General features: G+C 66.7%; 19 protein-coding genes. 7 read left to right on the forward strand and 12 right to left on the reverse strand.

Translation table 11 applies throughout. The features are described 5' to 3' along the window. Positions 1–17 precede the first annotated feature (17 nt). Positions 18–308: a hypothetical protein gene (locus tag SMN802W_RS0111755; RefSeq protein WP_238560200.1), complete on the reverse strand. Its 291-nt coding sequence runs from the start codon at positions 306–308 to the stop codon at positions 18–20. Between the two features lie 105 nt (positions 309–413). Here SMN802W_RS0111755 and SMN802W_RS0111760 point away from each other — a divergent pair, with 105 nt between their 5' ends. Continuing rightward, positions 414–2,192: an ABC-F family ATP-binding cassette domain-containing protein gene (locus SMN802W_RS0111760; protein ID WP_019517110.1), complete on the forward strand. Its 1,779-nt coding sequence runs from the start codon at positions 414–416 to the stop codon at positions 2,190–2,192. On the opposite strand, the gene SMN802W_RS0111765 is transcribed toward SMN802W_RS0111760, so the two are convergent. Genes SMN802W_RS0111765 through SMN802W_RS0111785 form a run of 5 tightly spaced genes read right to left on the reverse strand, consistent with a single transcriptional unit; the run spans position 2,189 to position 9,976 of the window. Further along, the gene (locus SMN802W_RS0111765) at positions 2,189–2,998 is read right to left on the reverse strand and encodes an ATP-binding protein (RefSeq protein ID WP_019517111.1); all 810 of its coding nucleotides are present in this window, start codon (positions 2,996–2,998) and stop codon (positions 2,189–2,191) included. The genes SMN802W_RS0111760 and SMN802W_RS0111765 overlap by 4 nt on opposite strands. Before the next feature lie 53 nt (positions 2,999–3,051). Further along, complete coding sequence (locus SMN802W_RS16965; RefSeq protein WP_019517112.1) at positions 3,052–5,175, reverse strand: tetratricopeptide repeat protein; 2,124 nt, start codon at positions 5,173–5,175, stop codon at positions 3,052–3,054. Beyond that, positions 5,168–6,520, reverse strand: coding sequence for a PEP-CTERM-box response regulator transcription factor (gene prsR, locus SMN802W_RS0111775; RefSeq protein WP_019517113.1), 1,353 nt, complete (start codon positions 6,518–6,520; stop codon positions 5,168–5,170). Before prsR ends, SMN802W_RS16965 begins: the two co-directional genes overlap by 8 nt. Then, entirely contained in the window at positions 6,517–8,586 is a 2,070-nt protein-coding gene (gene prsK / locus SMN802W_RS0111780) for an XrtA/PEP-CTERM system histidine kinase PrsK (protein WP_162140014.1), read from the reverse strand. The genes prsR and prsK overlap by 4 nt, the downstream gene beginning before the upstream one ends. 1 nt (position 8,587) lies before the next feature. Continuing rightward, the gene (locus SMN802W_RS0111785) at positions 8,588–9,976 is read right to left on the reverse strand and encodes a TIGR03013 family XrtA/PEP-CTERM system glycosyltransferase (protein ID WP_019517115.1); all 1,389 of its coding nucleotides are present in this window, start codon (positions 9,974–9,976) and stop codon (positions 8,588–8,590) included. Positions 9,977–10,120: 144 nt separating this feature from the next. Between SMN802W_RS0111785 and SMN802W_RS0111790 the strand changes: the two genes are divergently transcribed. Next, positions 10,121–11,167, forward strand: a complete 1,047-nt coding sequence (locus tag SMN802W_RS0111790; RefSeq protein WP_156818855.1) for a mannose-1-phosphate guanylyltransferase/mannose-6-phosphate isomerase — start codon at positions 10,121–10,123, stop codon at positions 11,165–11,167. 22 nt (positions 11,168–11,189) lie between these two features. Here SMN802W_RS0111790 and SMN802W_RS0111795 read toward each other — a convergent pair whose 3' ends face one another. The 5 genes from SMN802W_RS0111795 to SMN802W_RS0111815 all read right to left on the reverse strand — a co-directional run bounded on the left by SMN802W_RS0111795 (position 11,190) and on the right by SMN802W_RS0111815 (position 15,926). Next, complete coding sequence (locus SMN802W_RS0111795; protein ID WP_019517117.1) at positions 11,190–11,633, reverse strand: DUF3429 domain-containing protein; 444 nt, start codon at positions 11,631–11,633, stop codon at positions 11,190–11,192. A gap of 26 nt (positions 11,634–11,659) precedes the next feature. After that, positions 11,660–12,373, reverse strand: coding sequence for a Uma2 family endonuclease (locus SMN802W_RS0111800; RefSeq protein ID WP_238560193.1), 714 nt, complete (start codon positions 12,371–12,373; stop codon positions 11,660–11,662). 24 nt (positions 12,374–12,397) lie between these two features. Next, entirely contained in the window at positions 12,398–14,041 is a 1,644-nt protein-coding gene (gene groL / locus SMN802W_RS0111805; protein WP_019517119.1) for a chaperonin GroEL, read from the reverse strand. 53 nt (positions 14,042–14,094) lie between these two features. Further along, positions 14,095–14,382: a co-chaperone GroES gene (gene groES, locus SMN802W_RS0111810; protein ID WP_019517120.1), complete on the reverse strand. Its 288-nt coding sequence runs from the start codon at positions 14,380–14,382 to the stop codon at positions 14,095–14,097. Between the two features lie 128 nt (positions 14,383–14,510). Further along, positions 14,511–15,926: an MATE family efflux transporter gene (locus SMN802W_RS0111815; protein ID WP_083925740.1), complete on the reverse strand. Its 1,416-nt coding sequence runs from the start codon at positions 15,924–15,926 to the stop codon at positions 14,511–14,513. Positions 15,927–16,041: 115 nt separating this feature from the next. Between SMN802W_RS0111815 and sppA the strand changes: the two genes are divergently transcribed. Together sppA and SMN802W_RS0111825 are read left to right on the forward strand one after the other, a co-directional pair. Then, positions 16,042–17,913, forward strand: coding sequence for a signal peptide peptidase SppA (sppA, locus tag SMN802W_RS0111820; protein WP_019517122.1), 1,872 nt, complete (start codon positions 16,042–16,044; stop codon positions 17,911–17,913). A gap of 83 nt (positions 17,914–17,996) precedes the next feature. Next, positions 17,997–18,413 carry a hypothetical protein gene (locus tag SMN802W_RS0111825; protein ID WP_019517123.1) on the forward strand — a complete coding sequence of 139 codons (417 nt, stop codon included), beginning with the start codon at positions 17,997–17,999 and terminating at the stop codon, positions 18,411–18,413. A gap of 4 nt (positions 18,414–18,417) precedes the next feature. Here the strand turns inward: SMN802W_RS0111825 and SMN802W_RS0111830 are convergent, their stop codons facing one another. Next, positions 18,418–19,044 carry a trimeric intracellular cation channel family protein gene (locus tag SMN802W_RS0111830; RefSeq protein ID WP_026326057.1) on the reverse strand — a complete coding sequence of 209 codons (627 nt, stop codon included), beginning with the start codon at positions 19,042–19,044 and terminating at the stop codon, positions 18,418–18,420. A gap of 184 nt (positions 19,045–19,228) precedes the next feature. On the opposite strand from SMN802W_RS0111830, the gene dapB reads away from it, so the two are divergent. The 3 genes from dapB to SMN802W_RS0111845 are packed head-to-tail and all read left to right on the forward strand — an operon-like array spanning position 19,229 to position 21,010. Beyond that, the gene (gene dapB, locus SMN802W_RS0111835) at positions 19,229–19,957 is read left to right on the forward strand and encodes a 4-hydroxy-tetrahydrodipicolinate reductase (protein ID WP_019517125.1); all 729 of its coding nucleotides are present in this window, start codon (positions 19,229–19,231) and stop codon (positions 19,955–19,957) included. A 1-nt stretch (position 19,958) separates the two neighbouring features. Further along, positions 19,959–20,624, forward strand: a complete 666-nt coding sequence (gene nth, locus SMN802W_RS0111840) for an endonuclease III (RefSeq protein WP_019517126.1) — start codon at positions 19,959–19,961, stop codon at positions 20,622–20,624. A gap of 2 nt (positions 20,625–20,626) precedes the next feature. Further along, on the forward strand, positions 20,627–21,010 hold the full coding sequence (locus SMN802W_RS0111845; RefSeq protein ID WP_037523901.1) for a hypothetical protein: 384 nt from the start codon (positions 20,627–20,629) through the stop codon (positions 21,008–21,010). Positions 21,011–21,032 lie beyond the last annotated feature (22 nt).

The following is a 21,032-nucleotide window of genomic DNA, read 5'->3' on the forward strand; positions in this document are numbered from 1 at the left end:
TCCGGCCAGATCAATGATTAGCGGCCGGTCTGGCCCAACACCTGTCCCGAACGACCGTCAACGTCGACCCAGATCACCTCGCCATCGCGCAGGAACTTCAACGTGTAGACGACCGACTGCGGATCGAGGTTGAAACCGATATATTGCGCGCCCTTCATCGTCGGGATAACGCGCCGCTCGATCTCCTTGATCGGCAGCAGCTTACCCGAACGTGTCGCCCGCCACGCGAACGAGCGCTCGCTCTCCTGCGCCGCCGGTTCGGCAAACGCAGGCGCAGCGGCGGTAAGCAGCAGGAGGATCGGCAGCATCTTCACGGGTGGTCGCATAAGCGCAATGGATTGAACACCCTGTGAATAACGTGGTCAGCGGTCGGTAACTTGCCCGCTGCCGGTCGGTTCCCTAGGTGCGCGGGCATGGCAGCACCGATACTAGCATATGAAGACCTCGGCCTCGTGCAGGGCGCGGGGTGGCTGTTCCGGCATCTCGACGTGTTCATCGGGCAGCGCGACCGGCTTGCGCTGATCGGACGCAACGGTGCGGGCAAGTCGACATTGCTCAAGCTGATCGCCGGCGCGATCGACAGCGACGAGGGGCGCCGCACGATCGTGCCGGGCACCAACGTCGTGATGCTGGAGCAGGAGCCAAACCTGAGCGGGTTCGAGACGCTTGCCGACTACGTCCTCTCGGGCAACCGCGCGCCCGAGGCGTATCAGGCGGAGGCGATCGCCGGGCAGCTCGGCATCGACCTGACCCGCGCCTGCGCCTCCGCCTCAGGTGGTGAGCGCCGCCGCGCCGCGATCGTGCGTGCGCTGTCGCTCGACCCCGACGTGCTGCTGCTCGACGAGCCGACCAACCACCTCGACCTCGGCGCGATCGAATGGCTGGAGGATTGGCTCAACCGTTTCACCGGCGCATTCGTTGTCATCAGCCACGATCGCACCTTCCTGACGCGGCTGACCAGGCAGACACTGTGGCTCGAACGCGGATCGCTGCGGCGTAACGAAGTCGGGTTCGGCGGCTTCGATGCGTGGACCGAGGCCGTCTATGCCGAGGAAGAGCGCGCGGCGCAGAAGCTCGATGCCAAGCTGAAGCTGGAGGAGCATTGGCTACAGCGCGGCGTCACCGGCCGCCGCCGCCGCAATCAGGGACGTCTCACCAAGCTGAAGGAGATGCGCGCGGAACGCGCCGCGATGGTCGGACCGCAGGGCGCCGCGGCGCTCTCGGTCGGCAGCGACGACGTCAAGACCAAGGTCGTGATCGATGCCGAGCACGTGTCGAAATCATTCGGCGAGCGCGCGATCATCCGTGACTTGTCGTTGCGCGTGACCCGCGGCGACCGGATCGGGATCGTCGGCAGCAACGGCGCGGGCAAATCGACGCTGCTCAAGCTGCTGACCGGCGAGATCGCGCCTGACGCCGGCTCGGTCAAGCTCGCCAAGACGCTCGACGGCATCGTCATCGACCAGCAGCGCAGCCTGATGGCGCCCGAGAAGAAGGTCCGCGACGTGCTGGCGGATGGCGGCGAATGGATCGACGTGCTCGGCACGCGCAAGCACATCCATGGATACCTGAAGGAGTTCCTGTTCGACCCCAACATGGTCGACGCGCGGGTCGGCACGCTGTCGGGCGGCGAGCGGTCGCGGCTGCTGCTGGCGCGCGAATTCGCGAGGCCGTCGAACCTGCTGGTGATGGACGAGCCGACCAACGACCTCGACCTCGAGACACTTGACCTGTTGCAGGAGGTAATCGCCGATTACGACGGCACCGTGCTGATCGTCAGCCACGACCGCGACTTCCTCGACCGCACGGTAACCGTCACACTGGGGCTCGATGGTAGTGGCACCGTCGACGTGGTGGCGGGCGGATATGAGGATTGGGTCGCTAAGCGTCGCCCGCGCGTCGAGGCGAAGCGAGCCGCGTCGAAGCCGGTCGCCGCTCCTGCCCCACCGCCAGCGCGAATCAAGCTGAGCTACAAGGACCAGCGCGACTACGAATTGCTGCCACGCCGGATCGAGGAAATCGACAACCAGATCGCGGGCAAGGAGGATTTGCTCGCCGACGCCGGGCTCTACACCCGTGATCCCGCCGCCTTCGACCGGCTAATGCGCGAGATCGGCAGCTTGCGCGACGAGAAGGACACGGCCGAGCTCCGCTGGCTCGACCTCGCCGAACAGGTCGAGGCGCTGGGCTAGAGCGCGCGACCCTCGCGTCCGGCGAGGTCCACCACATACTGCCACGCGACGCGGCCCGATCGACTGCCGCGGCGTGTCGCCCATTGCACCGCATCGGCACCGTCGAACGGCAGGCCGTAAACGTCGGCATAGCCCCGCACGATCTGCAGGTAATGATCCTGATCGACGACGTGGAAGCCGAGGCTGAGACCAAAGCGGTCCGACAGCGCGAGCTGATCGTCGGCGACGTCGCGCGCGTTCACCGCGCGTTCCTGCTCGCCCATGTCGCGCGGCAGCAGGTGACGGCGGTTCGAGGTGACGACCAGTCGTGCATTGGCGGGTCGCGCCTCCGCCCCGCCTTCCAGCAGCGAGCGCAGCGACCGCGCATCGGCGGCGGCATCGAAGCCGAGATCGTCGAGGAACAGGACGAACGCGCGCGGCACATCAGCGATCGTGTCGAACAAGCGCGGCAGCGTATCGAGACGATCCGCCGCGACCTCGACCAGCGCGATTGGACCGTCCGCCGCCTGCACCGCGGCGACGCTCGCCTTGACCAGTGCCGACTTGCCCGTCCCGCGCGCGCCCCAGAGCAGCACGTCCTGCGCCGCGTGTCCCGACGCCAGCCGCTCGAGGTTGCCGAGTAATGCCGCCTTCTGGGCCTCGATACCGTGCAGCATGTCGACCGACACAGGTCGGAAATCACGCGCCGCCGTCAACACGCCGTCGCGCCAGACGTAGGCTGGATGCGCGAGCGGATCGGCCGCGGGTAGCGGCGGCGGACTGAGCCGCTCCAGCGCGGCGGCGATGCGGGTCAGGGCGTCGTCCATGCGCGCGCTATACGGCGTTGCGATCGGTCCTCAAACGCCCGCGAACCGCCGGCTCAACGTGGCAGTGCCGCAAGCAGCCGTGTCGCCGCCGCGCGCTCGGTGAAGCGCTGATCCTTGAGCGCGGCCGCGATCGCCTGTCGCGCCTCCGCAGTCCGGCCGCTTTCGGCGAGTGCCTGTGCATAGTGCCAGCGGATATTGGCCTGCGCAGGCGCGATCTTGACCGCCTTGGTCAGCAATTGCAGCGCACCACGCGTATCGCCGACCGCGAACAATGCCGCACCGTAAGCGTCACTCGCCCCTGCGTTCATCGGCCACAGATGGTAAGCGGCCCTTGCGAACGGCAATGCGGTGTTCGGATCGCCCGCTTGCGTATAGGCGTAAGAGAGCTGCGTCAGCACCAGCGCGTCGCCATCGCCGATCTGTCGGCGCAGCGCCTCCAAGGTCGAAATGGCACCAGCGGCGTCGCCGGCTACCAGCTGAAAGTTGGCGAGCAGCCGCCGCGCCGTGACCGCGGACGGGTTCTGCGCCAGGTACAATGCAAGCGCGTCGGCCGCGCCTTGGCGGTTGCCGGTCTGCGCCCAGACCTCGATCAGCCGCAGCAATACCGGTTCGTCGAAGCGCAGGTCGGCCGCGCGCACGTAAGCCGCCGCCGCTGGCGCTAGGCGGCCGTTCGCGGCAAGGGTATCACCCAGCAGCATCTGCGCCATCGGCGCGCCGGGCGAAACGCGCGCGATCCGCTCGCTTTGCGCGACCGCCGCGGCGAACTGCCCGCGCTCGATCAGGCCGCGTATATTGTCCACTGCCGCCGCAGGATCGCTCGGCGCATCATCGACTGCCTCCGCGAGCACGCCGGCGTCGTCATCCTGCCCGAACGGAACGGCCTGGGTCAGCGGCGGCCTCGCCGCGCGATCAAGAAACCGTGCCGCCCAGCCGCGCTCGCCACGCGCCTCAAACGCGCGCGCGACCAGCGTCAGCGTATAACTATCGGCATCGGGGCGTAGCGCAACGGGGCGCAGCGCGTCGAGCGCACCCTTGGCATCGCCCGAGCGTAGCAGCGCCGCCCCCAACAGCCGGCGTGCGACAAGGTTCATCGGCTGCGCACCGATCAGCGCCTGCCACTTGACCGCCGCCTGCTGGTAGCGCGCATTGGCATAATCGATCGCGCCCGACAGCAGCAGCCCACCCGGCAGTCCGTCGAGCCCGCCCGCACTCTGGTCGAGCAAGTCGCCGGCAAGTGACAGGTCACCCGCACGTGTCGCTACCACAGCCATCAGGTAGAGTGCTTGTGGATCGCCCGGACGAGCCGCAAGGGCTCGCCGCGCCGCCGCGATACTGTCGGCGTTGCGGCCGAGATCGCCGAGCGTGCCCGCCTCCTCGATCAGCGCGGGATGGTAGTAAGCATCGCGCGTCAGCGCAGCCTCGAACCATGGCAGCGCGGCGTCGAGCCCGTACTGGCTCCGCACCAGCTGGCCGCGCAGTACGAGCGCGGCAAGGTTGTTCGGCTGGAGCGAGAGCGCGCGCTGCGCGGCGATGTTCGCCCCACCGACGTCACCGATGTCGAACCGGACCCGAGCGAGATCGAGCCATACGCCCGCGTCTTGCGGAACGCGGGCGGTCAGCTGCTCCAGCAGCGCCGCCCCGCCAGCGCGGTCACCCTGGTCGGCGAGCGCACGTGCCTTGTCACGCTGCGCGAGCGGCACGCCGTCGCCGCTCGCCTGGTCAGCCTCGGCGATCGCGCCGTCGTCATCGCCCTGCAACAGCAAGGCCGCCGCGCGAAGATGATGGAGCCGTGCGGCGGGCACCCCGGCGGTCTGCGCGCGATCGATCGCGCCACCCGCCGCGACGCCGTCTTCCAGCAGCAGATACGTGCGCGCCAGGGCGATCTGCGCGGCGGCGTTGCCCGGCTCGGCGCGCGTCGCCTGAATGAAGTGGTTGCGCGCGGCGGAATAGTTCGAGCGGGCGAGCGCTGCCTCCCCGCGCATCATCGACCCGCGCAAGTCGGGAACATCGGCATGGCGGGCCAGCAATGCGATGCCCGCGGCCAGACCGGCGAGGACGAGCGCGCCGAGCATGATCCGTCCCATACGGCTGCGCAGCAGCGTTGCGGCACGGTGGCTGAGCCTTCTCCGCTGCCGGCGCCGACGCAGCAGCGGATAGATCCCTGCCCCCTCAGCCATGCAGGTCGTAGCTCTTCAACAGATCGTAGAGCGTCGGGCGACTGATGCCGAGCAGGCGAGCGGTGCCGGAAATGTTGCCGTCTGCCTGCGCCAAAGCGCGCGTGATGACGCTGCGATCGGCCTGCTCGCGCGCGGCGCGCAGATTGATCGGCAGCGCGTCGGACGTACCCGGCAGGTCGAGATCGCCCGCAGTCACATATTTGCCGTCCGCCATGATGACCGCGCGTTTGATACGGTTCTCCAGCTCGCGGACATTCCCCGGCCAATTCCACGCATCGATCGCGGCGATCGCATCGGGGCTCAGCCCCTGCACCGCCGGGTTCAGCGTCGTGCGATGGCGCTGGACGAAGTGCCGCGCGAGCAATGCCGCGTCGCCGCTCCGCTCCGCTAGCGACGGAATGCGCACGACGATCTCCGCCAGGCGGTAGTAGAGATCCTCGCGAAATCGACCCTCCGCGACCATCGCGTCGACATCCTGATGCGTCGCCGAGACGATCCGCACGTCGACCGGAATCGCGCGTCGCCCCCCGATCCGCTCGATCACGCGCTCTTGCAGGAAACGCAGCAGCTTGACCTGCAAGGCCAGCGGCACATCGCCGATTTCATCAAGAAACAGCGTGCCGCCATCGGCGGCCTCGATTTTCCCTGCCGTCGTCTTGCTGGCGCCGGTGAATGCGCCTTTCTCATACCCGAACAACTCGCTTTCCAGCAGTGTCTCGGGGATCGCCGCGCAGTTGATCGCGACAAACGGTCGCGCGCGGCGCGGCCCCGCATCGTGGAGCCCGCGCGCGAGCACTTCCTTGCCGGTCCCGCTCGCACCCAGCAGCATCACCGAGACGTCGGCTGCGGCGACCCGCTCGATCGTGCGCGTGACCCGCTGCATCTCCGGCGCCGCCGTGATCAGGCCGCCGAGCCCGTCACCGATCACGCCGCGCGTCGCCAGTCGGCGGTTCTCTTCCTCCAGCGCGTGGACGTGAAATGCACGCGCGACGATCAGCCCCAGCGCGTCGATATCGATCGGCTTGCTGTAGAAATCCCACGCGCCGCCCGCGATCGCCGCCAGCGCGGCCTCGCGCGCTCCGTTGCCCGACGCGACGACGACCTTGGTATCGGGCTTGAGCGCCAGTATTTCGGCGAGCGTGCGCAGCCCCTCGGATGCACCGTCCGGGTCGGGTGGCAGGCCGAGGTCGAGCGTCACCACCTGCGGCTCCGACGCGCGCACCGCGTCGATCGCGCTGGCGCGGTCGCTCGCGACGACGACGTCATAGCCGTCATAGGCCCAACGCAACTGGCGTTGCAGACCGACGTCGTCCTCAACGATCAGCAGCGTCTTTGTGTCGCTCATGCGGCCTGCTCCAGCGGCGGCGCACCGGCTGCTTCTGCGGCAGCGGCGAGCGGCAGTTCGACGCGGAAACTGCTCCCCTCCCGCTGCTGCGACTGAACGGTAATGCTGCCGCCCATCTGCTCTGCCATCTGACGAGCCTCATACGCGCCTAGCCCGAAGCCGCCGGGCTTGTTTGAGGCGAATGGTTTGAACAGCGCGTCGCGCACGAAGTCGGGGGACATGCCGCTGCCTTGATCGATGATCGTGATCGTCGCGGTGCGAGCGCCGTCCTCGACGTGCAATCGGATCACCTGCCCGCCCGCACTCGCCTCGATTGCGTTCTGCACCAGATGGTCCAGCAGGGTGCGCAGGCCGTGCCCGTCAGCCAGCACCCACGCCGGCGCACCAGTCACCGTGACCGCGTGCTGCGCCGCACGCGACGCGGCGATGTCATGCGCGATTCCAAGCAGGTCGACTGGCGCCAACGCGTCGGCGGACATCATCCTATGCTGCGACAACCGCGCGAGCAATGCCGTCATGCGCTGCGACGTGTCCTGAAGCGTCACGATCATATCGGCGCGAAAGGCGGGATTGTCGGCATGACGCTCCGCATTGCGGGCAACCAGTGCCGTCTGGCTGACGAGGTTCTTCAAGTCATGCATGATGAAGGCGAAGCGGCGGTTGAACTCGTCGAACCGCTTCGTGTCGGCGAGCGCGGCCTGGGCGCGCTCCTCCGCCAGATAGCTCGCCGCCTGTCGCCCCGCTGCGCCGAGCAGGTCGAAATCCTCCCAATCGAGCGCGCGCGCCACCGGCGGACGCGCGAGCACGACCGCTCCGATCAGCGTCTCGGCGCGCAGCAGCGGTACTACCGCCCATGCGTCCTCGCGCGCGAGCAGCCCCGTTGGTACGGCGGCGCGCTCGTCCTCGCCCGCGTCACCACCGCGGCAGGCATCGAGATCGATGATCCGTCCGCTGCGTTCGAGATAGACGATCAACGCCGCGGTGTCGTTCGACTTGGCCGCCTCGTCCCAGCGCCACGCCGGACCCGCTACCATCTCGCCACCCTCGACGTATAGCAGCAGGCCGGCCGGCGAACCGGTCAGGTTCGCGATCGCCTGTATCGCCCGGTCGGGCAGCGGCGCGACGTCCTCACCAGAGACGCCCAGGGTGTCGGTGAACCGCATCCATTCGGTCCGATAGTCATAGCGGTGGCTGAACAGGTGCTTGGCGATCATCACCTTTGACCAGGCGCGCAGCCAGGGCGTGGCAACAAAGGTGAAAAGCGCCGTACCGCTACCGACGACGAAGGCTGCTTGGAACACGCGGGCACTGCTGCCCGCGATCTGTCCAAGCAACGCGGTGATTGCGACCACAATCGTGATATAGGCCATTCCGCCTACGACGATGAACGCCTGCGCGGTGGCAGTACGTGAAATGCTGATCGCGCGTTCGGCGCGGCGATGCACCGCGATGACCGTAGCGAGTGCAGCCAACACGGTGGCAAACCCGCGCAGGACGGTCAGCCAGTCGGCCCATCCGCCTGCGGCATAAGCGATCGCGAGCACGATCAGGTCGCAGGCCCAGATCAACGCCATCGCGGCACTCAACATCGCCGCGGCTTCACTCCACCGCTGGTCACGCCCGACCACGTGCTGGTGCAGCAGCATCAATGCGCCGATAGTCGAAAGCAGGCGCAGGATGAGCCAGACGCGCTCACCCGCCTCGTGTACCTGACCGGTCGGCGGCCCGCTGAGCGAGACGGCGACCATCACGGCGAACCCGAGGCAGCCGGCGGCGGCGACGTAGACGCCCAGTCGCCAATGCCGGCCCCTGACCTGAGAAGACGACAGGACGTATAGCGTGGCGATCCAGGCAAGGTTGCGCGCGACGACCGCCATGCGCACCCCTATCTCGCCGTCACCGATCCCCGCTATGCTGATCGCCCAAAGCGCGCTCGATCCCAGCGCGAACAACAGCAGCCAGCGCGGCACTGCGCGGATCGGCGACCGTGCTTCGGCAACGAACGCGCCGCAGAACAGCAGCGCGGCAAGCCCGTGCAACCAGATGATGAACGCGGCGACCGTCACCTCAGCGCGCACCCTCAGGCCAGAGCACGACCCGCAACGTCTGCAACAGGATCAGCAGGTCGAGAAACGGCGTGTAGTTCTTGGCATAATAAAGGTCGTATTCGAGCTTGTGCCGCGCATCCTCGGTCGACGCGCCGTAAGGATAATTGATCTGAGCCCAGCCGGTGATTCCCGGCTTCACCATGTGCCGCTCGGCATAGAAGGGCAGGTCGCGCTCGAGGTCGGCGACGAACTGCGGCCGTTCGGGGCGCGGGCCGACGAAGCTCATCTCGCCTTTCAGCACGCTCCAGCACTGCGGCAGCTCATCGATACGGACCTTGCGGATCCACTTGCCGATCCGGGTGATCCGCGGATCATCTTCTGCCGCCCAGACCGCCGTGCCCGCCACCTCGGCGTCCTGCCGCATCGAGCGTAGCTTGAGGATGTCGAACGGCTGATTGTAGAGGCCGACACGTCGCTGACGGTAGAAAGCCGGACCCGCACTTTCGAGCTTGATCGCCAGCGCGGTGACGAGGATCACCGGCACGGCAAACGCCAGCAACAGCAGGCTGACCGCGACGTCGAAGGCACGCTTGAACATGCTCGACAGCATCCGCCCCGATGAGAAACCATCGGAAAAGATCAGCCATGACGGATTGACGCTGTCGAGGTCGATCCGCCCGGTTTCGCGCTCGAGGAAGGTGGAATAATCCATCACGCCGACGCCGGTCGTCTTGACGCGCAACAGATCGCGCAACGGAAGCGAGTTGCGCCGCTCCTCGATCGCCAGCACGACCTCGGTCGCATCGAGCGCTAGGACGTGGTCGGACAGATTGTCGATCGCATCGCGCCCGATCGCGCCTGTAATTGCCGTCGTCGGTTCGCCCATCGCGACATTGCCGACGATCTTGAAGCTAGCGCGAGGACGGGCAGCCAGCTCGGCGAGTTTCAGCGCACGGCGGCCTGCGCCGAGCACCAGGATGCGGCGGCGTAGCGCATCGCCTCTGATGACGCTGCCGATCGCGAAACGGACCACGACCAGCCCCACGATGGCGAAGACCATGCCGAAAAACAGGTTCGATCGCCAAAAGGTGATCCCGGGCAGCAGGAAGAAGACGAGCGACAGGAAGATGATGCCGAGCGAGACCGCGACAAGCAGCCGCGCAGTGGCGAAGCGCCACGATTCGAACGCATGGACGCCGTAAGCGCCGACCGCGACCATCGCGATCTCGAGCGGAAGGGCGAACGACAGCAGCTGCGGGATCCGCGTCGCGATGCTGTCAACCGCCATGTCGATCTGCCAGGCCCGAACCCGCCAGCCAGCCTCCGCCGCGAGCAGCAGCAGCACGAAGTCGAGTAGCCCCAGCAGCAGCACGGCATTGGGTACGTAATGTTTGAACACCCGCGTCATGAAGGCGCTGCCCTTGCCCTGTAAGCCTTTCCGACATGCTCTCGCGTAAATTGGCAAAGATTTCCTGAATGCCGGAGCTTTGTAGCAGCTAGGTCGTTACGGCTGCGTTGCCGTATTGTTCGGTGGCGGGGGTTGGGAGAATAGATTTTGTCATCAATCGTGCCGGTGATCCTGTCCGGCGGATCGGGAACGCGTCTGTGGCCGATGTCGCGGCCGGAGCGACCCAAGCAGTTCCTAGCGCTGACCGCGGCCGAGACGATGCTGCAACTCACCGCGGCGCGCGCGCACAGCGATGCGTTCGCCGCGCCGATCGTGGTCGCGAACGCCGCACATGCCGATCAGGTCGAGACGCAACTGGCGGTCGCAACCGCATCACCGCAGGCGATCATCCTTGAGCCGGCTGGGCGCAACACCGCACCGGCGATCGCGCTCGCCGCGCTCGAGGCCGACGGCAAGTCGCCGCTGCTCGTCATGCCGTCCGACCACGTGATCGCCGACCCCAACGCGTTCCACGCCGCGATCCACGCCGCATTGCCGCTCGTCGAGGACGGCTGGCTCGTCACCTTCGGGATCACGCCCGACGCGCCCGAAACGGGCTACGGCTACATCAAGGTTGGTGACGAGGTCGCCGCAGGTGTCCACCGCGTCGCCCGCTTCGTCGAGAAGCCGCAGCGTGAGGTCGCCGAAGCGATGATCGCGAGCGGCGATCATGCCTGGAACGGTGGCATCTTCCTGTTCTGCGCCGACGCGTATCTCAAGGCGCTGGAGCAGTTCCGGCCCGACATCCTGAGTGCGGCCAAGGCATCAATGGATAGTGCCCGCCGCGAGGGTGTTCGCGTCTATCCCGACAAAGCCGCGTTTGAGGCCTCGCCATCGGACTCGATCGACTATGCGGTGATGGAGAAGGCCGATCGCGTTGCGGTGGTGCCGGTCGCGATGGGATGGAGCGACGTCGGCAGCTGGGATGCGCTGCACGCAATCGCCGACAACGACGAGCACGGCAATGTCGTGAACGGCGACGCGATCGTGCTCGACAGCCGCAACTGCCTGGTGCGCAGCGACTGCGTGCGGATCGCGATGGTAGGGGTCGAGGACCTGATCGTGGTTGCAAGCGGGAACGACATCCTGATCCTGCCGCGCGGCCGCAGCCAGGATGTCAAGTTGCTGCAGGAAGAGATGAAGCGGAAGTGAGTGTGCGCGGCGTGGCTGCCGCTCAGTGCATCAGCCACGCCCAGCACGCCGCAAGTCCCGCCGCCCCGAGCAGGAACTGCGGTCCGCGCAGCTTCGCGAAATACGCCGGCGCGTTGCCGCGGCGCCCGGCGCGTCGATCGAGCAGCGCGACGAACGCGTAGCCCGCGGCCAGCAAGGCCATCGCGATCGAGGCATAGGGCACGATCAGCGACAGGCCGGCGATCGAGAAATAGGATAGCGCCGCAGCGATCTCGGTCGGCTTGGAGGCGCCCTGGTTGCCGAAGCCATAGCCACGCCGCACGCCGGCGACGAAGGCGAGGATCAGCGCCCCCCAGATGATCGCGCAATTGATCGCAACGACCTTCCAGCCGCCGGGTAGCGTCCAAACGCCGATTCCTGCCGCGACGAGCGGCAGCATTGGGCCGAAGCCGAGGATCTTGCCGTCGAGAGGGATGCGATTGCTCATGTGCGCCCGAACGCACAACCTGCAATTCAGTCGCGCGCGAATACCTCATCGTGTGGGATTGAGAGATTGAGTGCGGGCAGGTCGATGTCGCGTTGTGCAAACAACGTCTCAATCCACTTACCGTCACCACGCTGACTGATCGACACGGTTTCTGCGAGCGGATCGATGAAGACGATCGTCGCAACGCCCTGAAGTTCGCGATATTCTGCACGCTTGACGCGAAGGTCGAGTTCACGCGTCGATGGCGACAATATCTCGATGATGACGCGGGGATCGCGCAGCACCTTGTCGGTATCTTGGTCACTGGGGCTGCCGCAATCGATCGTCAGATCCGGGTAACGAACGCCACGCTCGTGCGTCTGTACCGCCAAGTCGGAGCCATATGGACGGCAATCCGACCCTCTCAACCGGACGCGAAGATAGGTGAGCACCTTAGCCTGGATGCGCGCATGTTCGCGCGTGCCGCCCGCCACCATGCGAATTCTGCCGTTATCCAGTTCAGCCTTCAGATTGGCGCCAAAGTCGATCTGCAAAAACTCCTGCGCAGTCAGCGAACGGTCGGCGGGTTCGGTAGCCATCTGGCGACAATACGCCCGATGATTGGGCAAAAAAAGGGCCGGGCGGATCGCTCCGCCCGGCCCTTCTTTGCAGGCTGGAAGCGGCGAAGCCGCTGCCTGGCGTCGGACGGGTTCGGCTTGGCCGACCCGCCGGCCGATCCGCAGCGAGTCCGTAGCCGGCAACGCTGGCTACGGCCGCCTAGCGGATCAGAAGTCCATGCCGCCCATGCCGCCCATGCCGCCGCCCGGCATCGCCGGTGCCGCCTTGTCCTCGGGCACCTCGGAGACGGTCGCCTCGGTGGTGATGAGGAGGCCAGCGACCGATGCTGCGTTCTGCAGCGCGGTGCGCACGACCTTGGTCGGATCGATCACGCCGGCCGCGACCAGGTTCTCGTAGGTGTCGGTCGCGGCGTTGAAGCCGAGTGAGGTGTCGTTGCCCTCAAGCAACTTGCCCGAAACCACCGCACCGTCGTGACCGGCGTTCTGCGCGATCTGGCGCACCAGCGCGGTCAGCGAGCGGCGGACGATGTCGATGCCGCGCGTCTGGTCCTCGTTGGTGCCGGTCAGACCCTCAAGCGCCTTCGACGCATAGAGCAGCGCCGTGCCACCGCCGGGAACGATGCCCTCTTCAACCGCGGCGCGGGTCGCGTGCAGCGCGTCGTCGACGCGGTCCTTGCGCTCCTTCACCTCGACCTCGGTCGCACCACCGACCTTGATCACCGCGACGCCGCCGGCGAGCTTCGCCAGACGCTCCTGGAGCTTCTCGCGGTCGTAGTCGCTGGTGGTGTTCTCGATCTGCTGGCGGATCGCCTCGGTGCGGCCCTTGATCGCATCGGCTTCACCAGCACCGTCGACGATGGTGGTGTTGTCCTTGTCGATCGAGACGCGCTTGGCGGTGCCGAGCATGCCGAGCGTGACGCTCTCGAGCTTGATGCCGAGATCCTCGGAGATCACCTCGCCCTTGGTCAGGATCGCGATGTCCTCGAGCATCGCCTTGCGACGATCACCGAAGCCCGGCGCCTTGACCGCTGCGACCTTCAGGCCACCGCGCAGCTTGTTGACCACCAGCGTGGCGAGTGCCTCGCCCTCGATGTCCTCGGCGATGATGAGGAGCGGACGGCCCGACTGCACGACTGCTTCCAGGATCGGGAGCATCGCCTGCAGGTTCGACAGCTTCTTCTCGTGGATCAGGATGTACGGATCGGTCAGCTCGACCGTCATCTTGTCCGGGTTGGTGATGAAGTACGGCGACAGGTAGCCGCGATCGAACTGCATGCCCTCGACGACGTCGAGCTCGAAGTCGAGACCCTTGGCCTCTTCAACGGTGATGACGCCTTCCTTGCCGACCTTCTCCATCGCCTCGGCGATCTTCTCGCCGACCTCGCGGTCGCCGTTCGCCGAGATGATGCCAACCTGCGCGACTTCCTGCGAACCCGACACGGGCTTCGAGCGCGACTTCACGTCCTCGATCACCTTGGTGACGGCGATGTCGATGCCGCGCTTCAGGTCCATCGGGTTCATGCCGGCCGCAACCGACTTCATGCCCTCGCGCACGATCGCCTGGGCGAGCACGGTCGCGGTGGTGGTGCCGTCACCGGCGGTGTCGTTGGTCTTCGAGGCCACTTCGCGCACCATCTGCGCGCCCATGTTCTCGAACTTGTCCTTGAGCTCGATCTCCTTGGCGACCGTCACACCGTCCTTGGTGATGCGGGGCGCACCGAAGCTCTTGTCGATCACGACGTTGCGGCCCTTCGGCCCCAAGGTCACCTTGACCGCATCGGCGAGGATGTCGACGCCGCGCAGGATGCGCTCACGCGCGTCGCGGCCGAATTTCACGTCCTTGGCTGCCATGTTGGCTACCCTTTCAGATTACGAAGTTGAGAAAGTTGAGGTTCGAAACACGCTCAACCGACGATCCCGAGGATGTCCGATTCCTTCATGATCAGCAGGTCTTCGCCGTCGACCTTGACCTCGGTGCCCGACCACTTGCCGAACAGGATGCGATCACCGGCCTTGACGTCGAGCGGGGTGATCTTGCCGTCCTCGGCCTTGGTGCCGGTGCCGGCTGCGACGACCTCGCCCTCCTGCGGCTTTTCCTTGGCAGTGTCGGGAATGATGATCCCGCCGGCCGTCTTCTCCTCTGCCTCAACACGGCGGACGAGAACGCGGTCGTGCAACGGACGAAAGTTCATTGCTGTAACCCTTTATCGATTGATGACACTTTTTTGGCACTCCCCTCAGGCGAGTGCCAGCGGGACGGCATATGTGTGCCGCCCCCTGACGCGTCAATGGGGCAGCAAAAGCTTTTCGGAACCTTTTTTCAGGCCGGGCGTGGCATGAGCAGGCCGAGCCGCTCGCGCGTCGACCAGCGCCACAGCAACAGCACCGACACCACGAGCAGACCCGCAGCCAGGCCGATCCAAATGCCCGTTCCAGCCAGCGACGTCGCGAAGCCGAGCGCGGCCGCGGTGCCGAAACCCACCACCCAGTAACCGAACAGCGCGACCAGCATCGGCACGCGCGTGTCCTGCAACCCGCGCAACACGCCCGCCGCCACCGCCTGCGCGCCATCGACGAGCTGGAAGATTGCAGCAACAGCAAGATACTGGAGCGCGAGCGGCACCACCGCGGCGTTTTGCGGCGCATCGACGTCGATATAGGCGGAAATGAACAGCCGCGGCGCAAGCCACATCGCGACCGCGCTCACCCCCATGAAGCCGATGCCGAGTGCGAGCGCGGTGCGCCCTGCCCTCGTCACCCATTCCGTGTCGCGTGCGCCGAACGCCAGCCCGACACGGATCGTCGCTGCCTGCGCGACGCCGAACGGCACCTGGAACGCGACGGCTGCGATGTTGAGCGCAACCGCGTGCGCCGCGACCTCGGTCACGCCGATCAGCCCCATCAGGATCGCCGCACCGCCGAACAGCGCGCCCTCGAACAGCCACGTCAGCATGATCGGCACGCCCAGCCGCACGATTTCGCGCGCGCGCGACCATTCCGGCCGCCACCAGCGGCCGAACAGGCGATAGCGCCGCAGCCGACGGTCGGCGAAGAAGATCAGCAGATAAGCGAGCATCATGCCGGCCGTGCTCACCACGCTGGCGATCGCGGACCCTTCGAGGCCAAGGCGCGGGAAGCCGGCGTTGCCGAATACCAGCAACCAGTTGACGAGGATGCTGAGCGCGAGCGCCAGCCCGGTCACGACGAACGCCCAGCCCGGCCGCCCGAGCGCCGCCGCGACCGTCCGCAGCACGCCCGCGACTACGCCGGGGATCGTCGCCAACAGCAGGATGTCGAGAAAGCGGCCGGCGCTTTCTGCGACCCGCGGGTCCTGATCGGCGAGCAGCAGCAAGCGCTCTCCGTTCGCCAACACCGCCATCACCAGCAGCGAGGCGGCGACCCCTACCCACAACGCCATGCGGACGCTGCGGCGCACCTGGCGCACCGCGTGCGCGCGCTGGCCAAGCTCGGCGGCGATCAACGGCGCGGCGGCGCTGGTCAGCCCGATCATCGCGTATAGCAGCAGGTTGAACAGGAACACGCCCATAGTCGAGGCGGCAAGCTCGAGCGTGCCGATCCGGCCCAGGAAGATCACGTCGACCGCCGCCACTGCCATCTGCAACAAATTGGCCGCGACTAGCGGTCCGGCCAATCGCGACAATGCGGTCAACTCGTCGCGCCAACCGGTCGGGCGCGGTACATCCAAAGAGGCGGGAGTGGTCGGACCGGCGTGCATCGCCGCAGCCGTTAGGCGGAACGTCCCGGATTGACCATAGAAGCGTATTGCTCACGCCATACACGGCGCGCTAGAACCGCATGCAATGGGCGGATCGCCCGTAAGGATGGTACGGATGAAGCTGGTTCGGGGCGCGTGGAAACTGCTGGTCGGCATCAAGGACGCGCTGGTGCTCGCGTTGATGCTGCTATTCTTCGGCGCATTGTTCGTCGCGCTGAACGCCCGGAGCAAGGCGCCGGCGATCAAGGACGGCGCGCTGCTGCTCGAGTTGAACGGTCCGATCGTCGAGCAGCCCGAGGACGTGTCGTTCACGCAGCTGGCGAGCGGGCAGCAGATCGGGCGGCAGTACCGCCTGCGCGACATCGTCCGCGCGCTCGACGCCGCCAAGAGCGACGACCGCGTCAAAGCGGTGGTGGTCGACCTGGAAAAGTTCGGCGGCGCCTATCCGGCGGCATTGAGTGAGGTGGCCGACAAGCTCGCCGAGGTGCGCCGCGCTGGCAAGCCCGTGCTCGCCTGGGGTATCGCCTATACCGACGGTGGCTACCGTATCGCGTCGGCAGCGAGCGAGATCTGGATGGACCCGCAGGGCGGCACGCTGTTCTCGGGGCCCGGCGGTACGCAGATGTATTACAAGGGGCTGATCGACAAGCTGGGCGTCAACGCGCACGTCTACCGCGTCGGTAAGTTCAAGTCGGCGGTCGAGCCGTACATCCGCGCCGACCAGAGCCCGGAAGCACGCGCCGCCTCCGAGGCGCTGTACGGCGGCTTGTTCGAGCAGTGGCGCAGCGCGGTGCAGCAGGCGCGGCCTAAAGCGCAGATCGCCGCGCTGCTGACCAATCCGGCGCAGGTCGTGCAGGCCGCGGGCGGCGATGTCGCGCAGGCCAATCTGCGCGCCGGGATCGTCGATCATCTGGGTGACCGCGTCGCCTTTGGCCGCCGCGTCGCGCAGATCGCAGGCGGTGACGACAAGAAGGCGGCGGGCTTCTTCAACACGATCGACTATGACGCCTATGTCGATGCCAGGCCGCTGCCAAAGACGGGCAAGATCGGCATCGTCACGATCGCCGGCACCATCACTGATGGCAAGGCGGGCCCGGGCGGCGCCGGCGGAGACACGATCTCCGACGCGATCTACCAGGGATTGGCGAAGAACGACCTGAAGGCGCTGGTGGTCCGCGTCGACTCGCCCGGCGGCTCGGTGCTGGCGTCGGAGAAGATCCGACTGGCGATCCTTGAGGCGAAGCGGCGCGGGTTGCCCGTCGTCGTGTCGATGGGCGGCCTCGCGGCGTCGGGCGGTTATTGGGTGTCGACGCCGGGTGACGTGATCTTCGCCGAGCCGAACACGATCACGGGCTCGATCGGCATCTTCGGCGTGATCCCGACGTTCGAGAACACGCTGGCGAAGGTTGGCATCACCAGCGACGGCGTGCGCACGACGCCCCTGTCCGGGCAACCGGACGTGCTGGCCGGCACCAACCCGGTGATCGACACGGTGATCCAGTCGACGATCGAGCATGGCTACATGCAGTTCCTGACCCGCGTGTCGCAGTCGCGTCATCTGCCGGTCGCGCGCGTCAACGAGATCGGCCAGGGTCGTGTCTGGCTCGGCGGACCCGCACGGCAATTGGGCCTGGTCGATCGCTTCGGCTCGCTGAACGACGCGGTCGCCGAGGCGGCGAAGCGCGTCAAGGTGGATACGACCGACATCGTGTACCTGGAAAAGCAGCCCGGCTTTGCGGCGCAGATCGCCAAGCAGTGGAAGCGTGACAATGACGACGACGATGCGAGCGCCGGTCTCGACGTGATGTCGCGCATGGCGTGGCAGCAGCGCCAGGTCGCGGCGTTGGCGATCGGTGACGCGCGGCGGCTGCTGACGGGTTCGGCGGTGCGGGCGGAATGCCTCGAATGCGCCGGGTCCGGGCCGATGACGGCGCACGCCGGTGACATGCGCTTGCTCGACCTGCTGCTCGCCAAATTGGGATTGTGACTGGCATGGCTCCGCACGCCCGGCACCGGGCGGGGCCGGATCAGATAGACAGCGTTCGACAAGCCTCTGCTACGAGGCACATCATGTTCAGATGGTCGCCTGCGTTGCTCGGGGTTGCCGTGCTGACGACGGCCACGCTCGCATCAACCTTCTCTGCTGCCGCTACGCCGCGCGTCTCGCCGGATGCCGAGTTGCAGGACATGCTAAAAGGATATGTCGCGGGCAAGCCGGTCGAGTGCATCTCCCTACCGAATGTAACCGGCAACACGATCGTAACCGGACGCGCGATCGTATACCAGCTCGGCACCCGATTGTTCGTCAACGTGCCACCTGACGGTGCGAGCCGGCTTCACCGCGACGACATCATCGTCACACGGACATTCGGCAGCAATCTGTGCCGACAAGACCTGGTTCGGCTACTCGACCGCACATCGACCATCCCGCACGGCTTTGTCGCGCTGGGTCGGTTCGTACCCTACACCAAGTCAAAGGTGAATTAAGGGCTTAGCGGCGTCCGCGATAGGCAGGCAGCGCAAGGTGCCAGCGGATTGCGGCGGCACGAAGCGCAAAGCCGGTCGCCGCCGCGGCGATCGCGGCGACACGCGGATCGATGCCGCACACGCGCAAAATGACGAACAGGCCGGACGCGAGCGCCGCCGCAGTCACGTACAACTCGGGTCGCATCAGGATCGACGGTTCGCCTGCCAGCACGTCGCGGATGATCCCGCCAACGCAGCCGGTCACGACGCCCATCAGCGCAGCGGGCAGCGGCGGCACGCCGTAGCCGATCGCCTTTGCCGCGCCGTACACCGCATAGGCGGCAAGCCCGACCGCGTCGAACCAGTCGAGCGCAGCGCCACGCCACCAGCGCTCCGGCGTCACCCACACCAGCACCGCGACGCCCAGACACACCGCCGCGACCCGCGCATCATGCACCCAGAACACCGGCGCACCGATCAGCAGATCGCGTACCGTTCCACCCCCGACCCCAGTGATCAGCGCAAAGAAGGCGAGCGTGACGAACGTCTGCCCACGCTGTGTCGCAGCTAGCGCGCCGGAAGCGGCGAACACCGCCAGCCCGGCAATGTCGAAATAGGGTGCAAAGACGGGCAACAGCACTTCGGTCGGCATGGTCACGCGCTAGCGCATGTTACTCTTCGCGCAAGCTTGGCATCACAGGCAGGCGAGCGACGAGTGGCAGCGGCCCATAGCATATATTGAATTTTCGCTGCTGCGTGGTCGCCCCTGTCACATCGCTGTGCCATAGCCGCGGCATGACAACGCCGTCCTACCCTATGTCGCACGCGCTCACGCAATGACCTCCATCGGCATCTATGGCAGCAACGGTCGCATGGGGCGCGCGATTGCGACCATCGTGGCCGAAGAAGGCGGCACGATCGCAGGCGGTGTCGACGCGGGCGCCGATCCCGCGCCGCTGGCCAAGGGCGCCGGCGTGCTGGTCGACTTTTCCACCCCTGCCGCGCTCCAGCCGCACCTCGCCGCCGCAGTCGCGGCCGGCACACCGATCGTGATCGGCACGACCGGCCTTTCGCCGGCGCACCATGCGATGATCGACGACGCAGCCCGGCAGGTCGCGGTGCTCCAGACCGGCAATACCTCGCTCGGCGTGACGCTGCTCGGCATTCTGGTGCGTGAGGCAGCGGCGCGGCTTGGCAGCGACTGGGATATCGAGATCGTCGAGATGCATCATCGTCACAAGGTCGACGCACCGTCGGGCACCGCGATCCTGCTCGGCGAGGCGGCAGCACAGGCACGCGGCACCGCTTTGTCCGAGGTACGCGTCGATGGGCGCGCCGGACTGGTCGGCGCGCGGACGGAGGAGACGATCGGCTTCTCCTCGCTGCGCGGCGGCAGCGTGGTCGGAGATCATCAGGTGATCTTCGCGGGTGAAGGCGAGCGGATCGAGCTCGGTCACCGCGGCGAGGATCGCAGCATCTTCGCACGCGGCGCGGTAAAGGCGGCCCTGTGGCTCGCAGGTCGCGCGCCGGGTCGTTACCAGATGGCCGAGGTGCTCGGGCTATAGGATGAAGAAGGCCGACGTCGTCGAATTCTACGCCCGGCTGGCGGAGGCCAACCCGCATCCGGAAACCGAACTGGAGTTCACCAACGCCTACACCCTGCTGGTCGCGGTTGCACTGTCGGCGCAATCGACCGATGCGGGTGTCAACAAGGCGACGCGAGCGCTGTTCCGGGTCGCCGATACGCCGGAGAAGATGCTCGACCTCGGCCTTGACGGATTGAAGGAGCATATCAAGACGATCGGCCTCTACAACAACAAGGCCAAGAACGTGATCGCGCTCAGCCGAATGCTGATCGATCACCACGGCGGCGAGGTGCCTGCGGACCGTGCCGCGCTGGAAACGTTGCCGGGCGTCGGGCGCAAGACCGCCAACGTAGTGATGAACTCCGCGTTCGGTGCCGAAACGTTCGCGGTCGACACCCACATCTTCCGCGTCGGCAATCGCACCGGCCTTGCCCGCGGCAAGACTCCGCTGGCGGTCGAGCTGAAGCTCGACAAGGCAACGCCGCAACCGTTCCGGCTGCACGCGCACCACTGGCTGATCCTGCACGGACGCTACACCTGCAAGGCGCGAAAGCCCGAGTGCTGGCGCTGCATCGTATCCGATTTGTGTGCGTTCAAGCCGAAGACGCCGCCCCCCAAGGTCAAGGCGACGCCGAACGGAGAGTGACCATGCGCTACGCTGCCCTCGCTGCCTGCTGCCTCGTCCTGCTTGCCGTGCCAGGCGCTGCACGCGACCGGAACCAGGTGCCTGCCGCGACACCGATCGGTCCCGCGCGCAATTGCGTGCCGCTCGCGCAGCTGCGTGACAGCCTGGTGCGAAGCGACCGCGTGATCGATTTCCGCGCATCCGGTCGCGATCGATATTACCGGGTGACGCTGCCGCAATCCTGTCCCGGGCTGGAGTCTGAGCGGCGCTTCAGCTACGCCACCTTGCTCAGCCAGTTATGCGCGCAGGACATCATCACCGTGCTCTACCAGGGCGGAGGGCCGATGCGGGGTGCCGGCTGCGGGCTGGCCCCGTTCCAGCCGGTGACGATCGCACATGCCCGCTGACCGAAATTATGGTGGCGCGCGG

Source organism: Sphingomonas sp. Mn802worker (assembly GCF_000382485.1).
Lineage (GTDB): Bacteria > Pseudomonadota > Alphaproteobacteria > Sphingomonadales > Sphingomonadaceae > Sphingomonas.

What these genes read in the sequence shown, in the direction of transcription:
- SMN802W_RS0111755 (WP_238560200.1), bottom strand. Translation starts at nt 308, where the DNA reads ATGCTGCCGATCCTCCTGCTGCTTACCGCCGCTGCGCCTGCGTTTGCC.
- SMN802W_RS0111760 (WP_019517110.1), top strand. Translation starts at nt 414, where the DNA reads ATGGCAGCACCGATACTAGCATATGAAGACCTCGGCCTCGTGCAGGGC.
- SMN802W_RS0111765 (WP_019517111.1), bottom strand. Translation starts at nt 2,998, where the DNA reads ATGGACGACGCCCTGACCCGCATCGCCGCCGCGCTGGAGCGGCTCAGT.
- SMN802W_RS16965 (WP_019517112.1), bottom strand. Translation starts at nt 5,175, where the DNA reads ATGGCTGAGGGGGCAGGGATCTATCCGCTGCTGCGTCGGCGCCGGCAG.
- prsR (WP_019517113.1), bottom strand. Translation starts at nt 6,520, where the DNA reads ATGAGCGACACAAAGACGCTGCTGATCGTTGAGGACGACGTCGGTCTG.
- SMN802W_RS0111785 (WP_019517115.1), bottom strand. Translation starts at nt 9,976, where the DNA reads ATGACGCGGGTGTTCAAACATTACGTACCCAATGCCGTGCTGCTGCTG.
- SMN802W_RS0111795 (WP_019517117.1), bottom strand. Translation starts at nt 11,633, where the DNA reads ATGAGCAATCGCATCCCTCTCGACGGCAAGATCCTCGGCTTCGGCCCA.
- groL (WP_019517119.1), bottom strand. Translation starts at nt 14,041, where the DNA reads ATGGCAGCCAAGGACGTGAAATTCGGCCGCGACGCGCGTGAGCGCATC.
- groES (WP_019517120.1), bottom strand. Translation starts at nt 14,382, where the DNA reads ATGAACTTTCGTCCGTTGCACGACCGCGTTCTCGTCCGCCGTGTTGAG.
- SMN802W_RS0111815 (WP_083925740.1), bottom strand. Translation starts at nt 15,926, where the DNA reads ATGCACGCCGGTCCGACCACTCCCGCCTCTTTGGATGTACCGCGCCCG.
- sppA (WP_019517122.1), top strand. Translation starts at nt 16,042, where the DNA reads ATGAAGCTGGTTCGGGGCGCGTGGAAACTGCTGGTCGGCATCAAGGAC.
- SMN802W_RS0111825 (WP_019517123.1), top strand. Translation starts at nt 17,997, where the DNA reads ATGTTCAGATGGTCGCCTGCGTTGCTCGGGGTTGCCGTGCTGACGACG.
- SMN802W_RS0111830 (WP_026326057.1), bottom strand. Translation starts at nt 19,044, where the DNA reads ATGCCGACCGAAGTGCTGTTGCCCGTCTTTGCACCCTATTTCGACATT.
- dapB (WP_019517125.1), top strand. Translation starts at nt 19,229, where the DNA reads ATGACCTCCATCGGCATCTATGGCAGCAACGGTCGCATGGGGCGCGCG.
- nth (WP_019517126.1), top strand. Translation starts at nt 19,959, where the DNA reads ATGAAGAAGGCCGACGTCGTCGAATTCTACGCCCGGCTGGCGGAGGCC.
- SMN802W_RS0111845 (WP_037523901.1), top strand. Translation starts at nt 20,627, where the DNA reads ATGCGCTACGCTGCCCTCGCTGCCTGCTGCCTCGTCCTGCTTGCCGTG.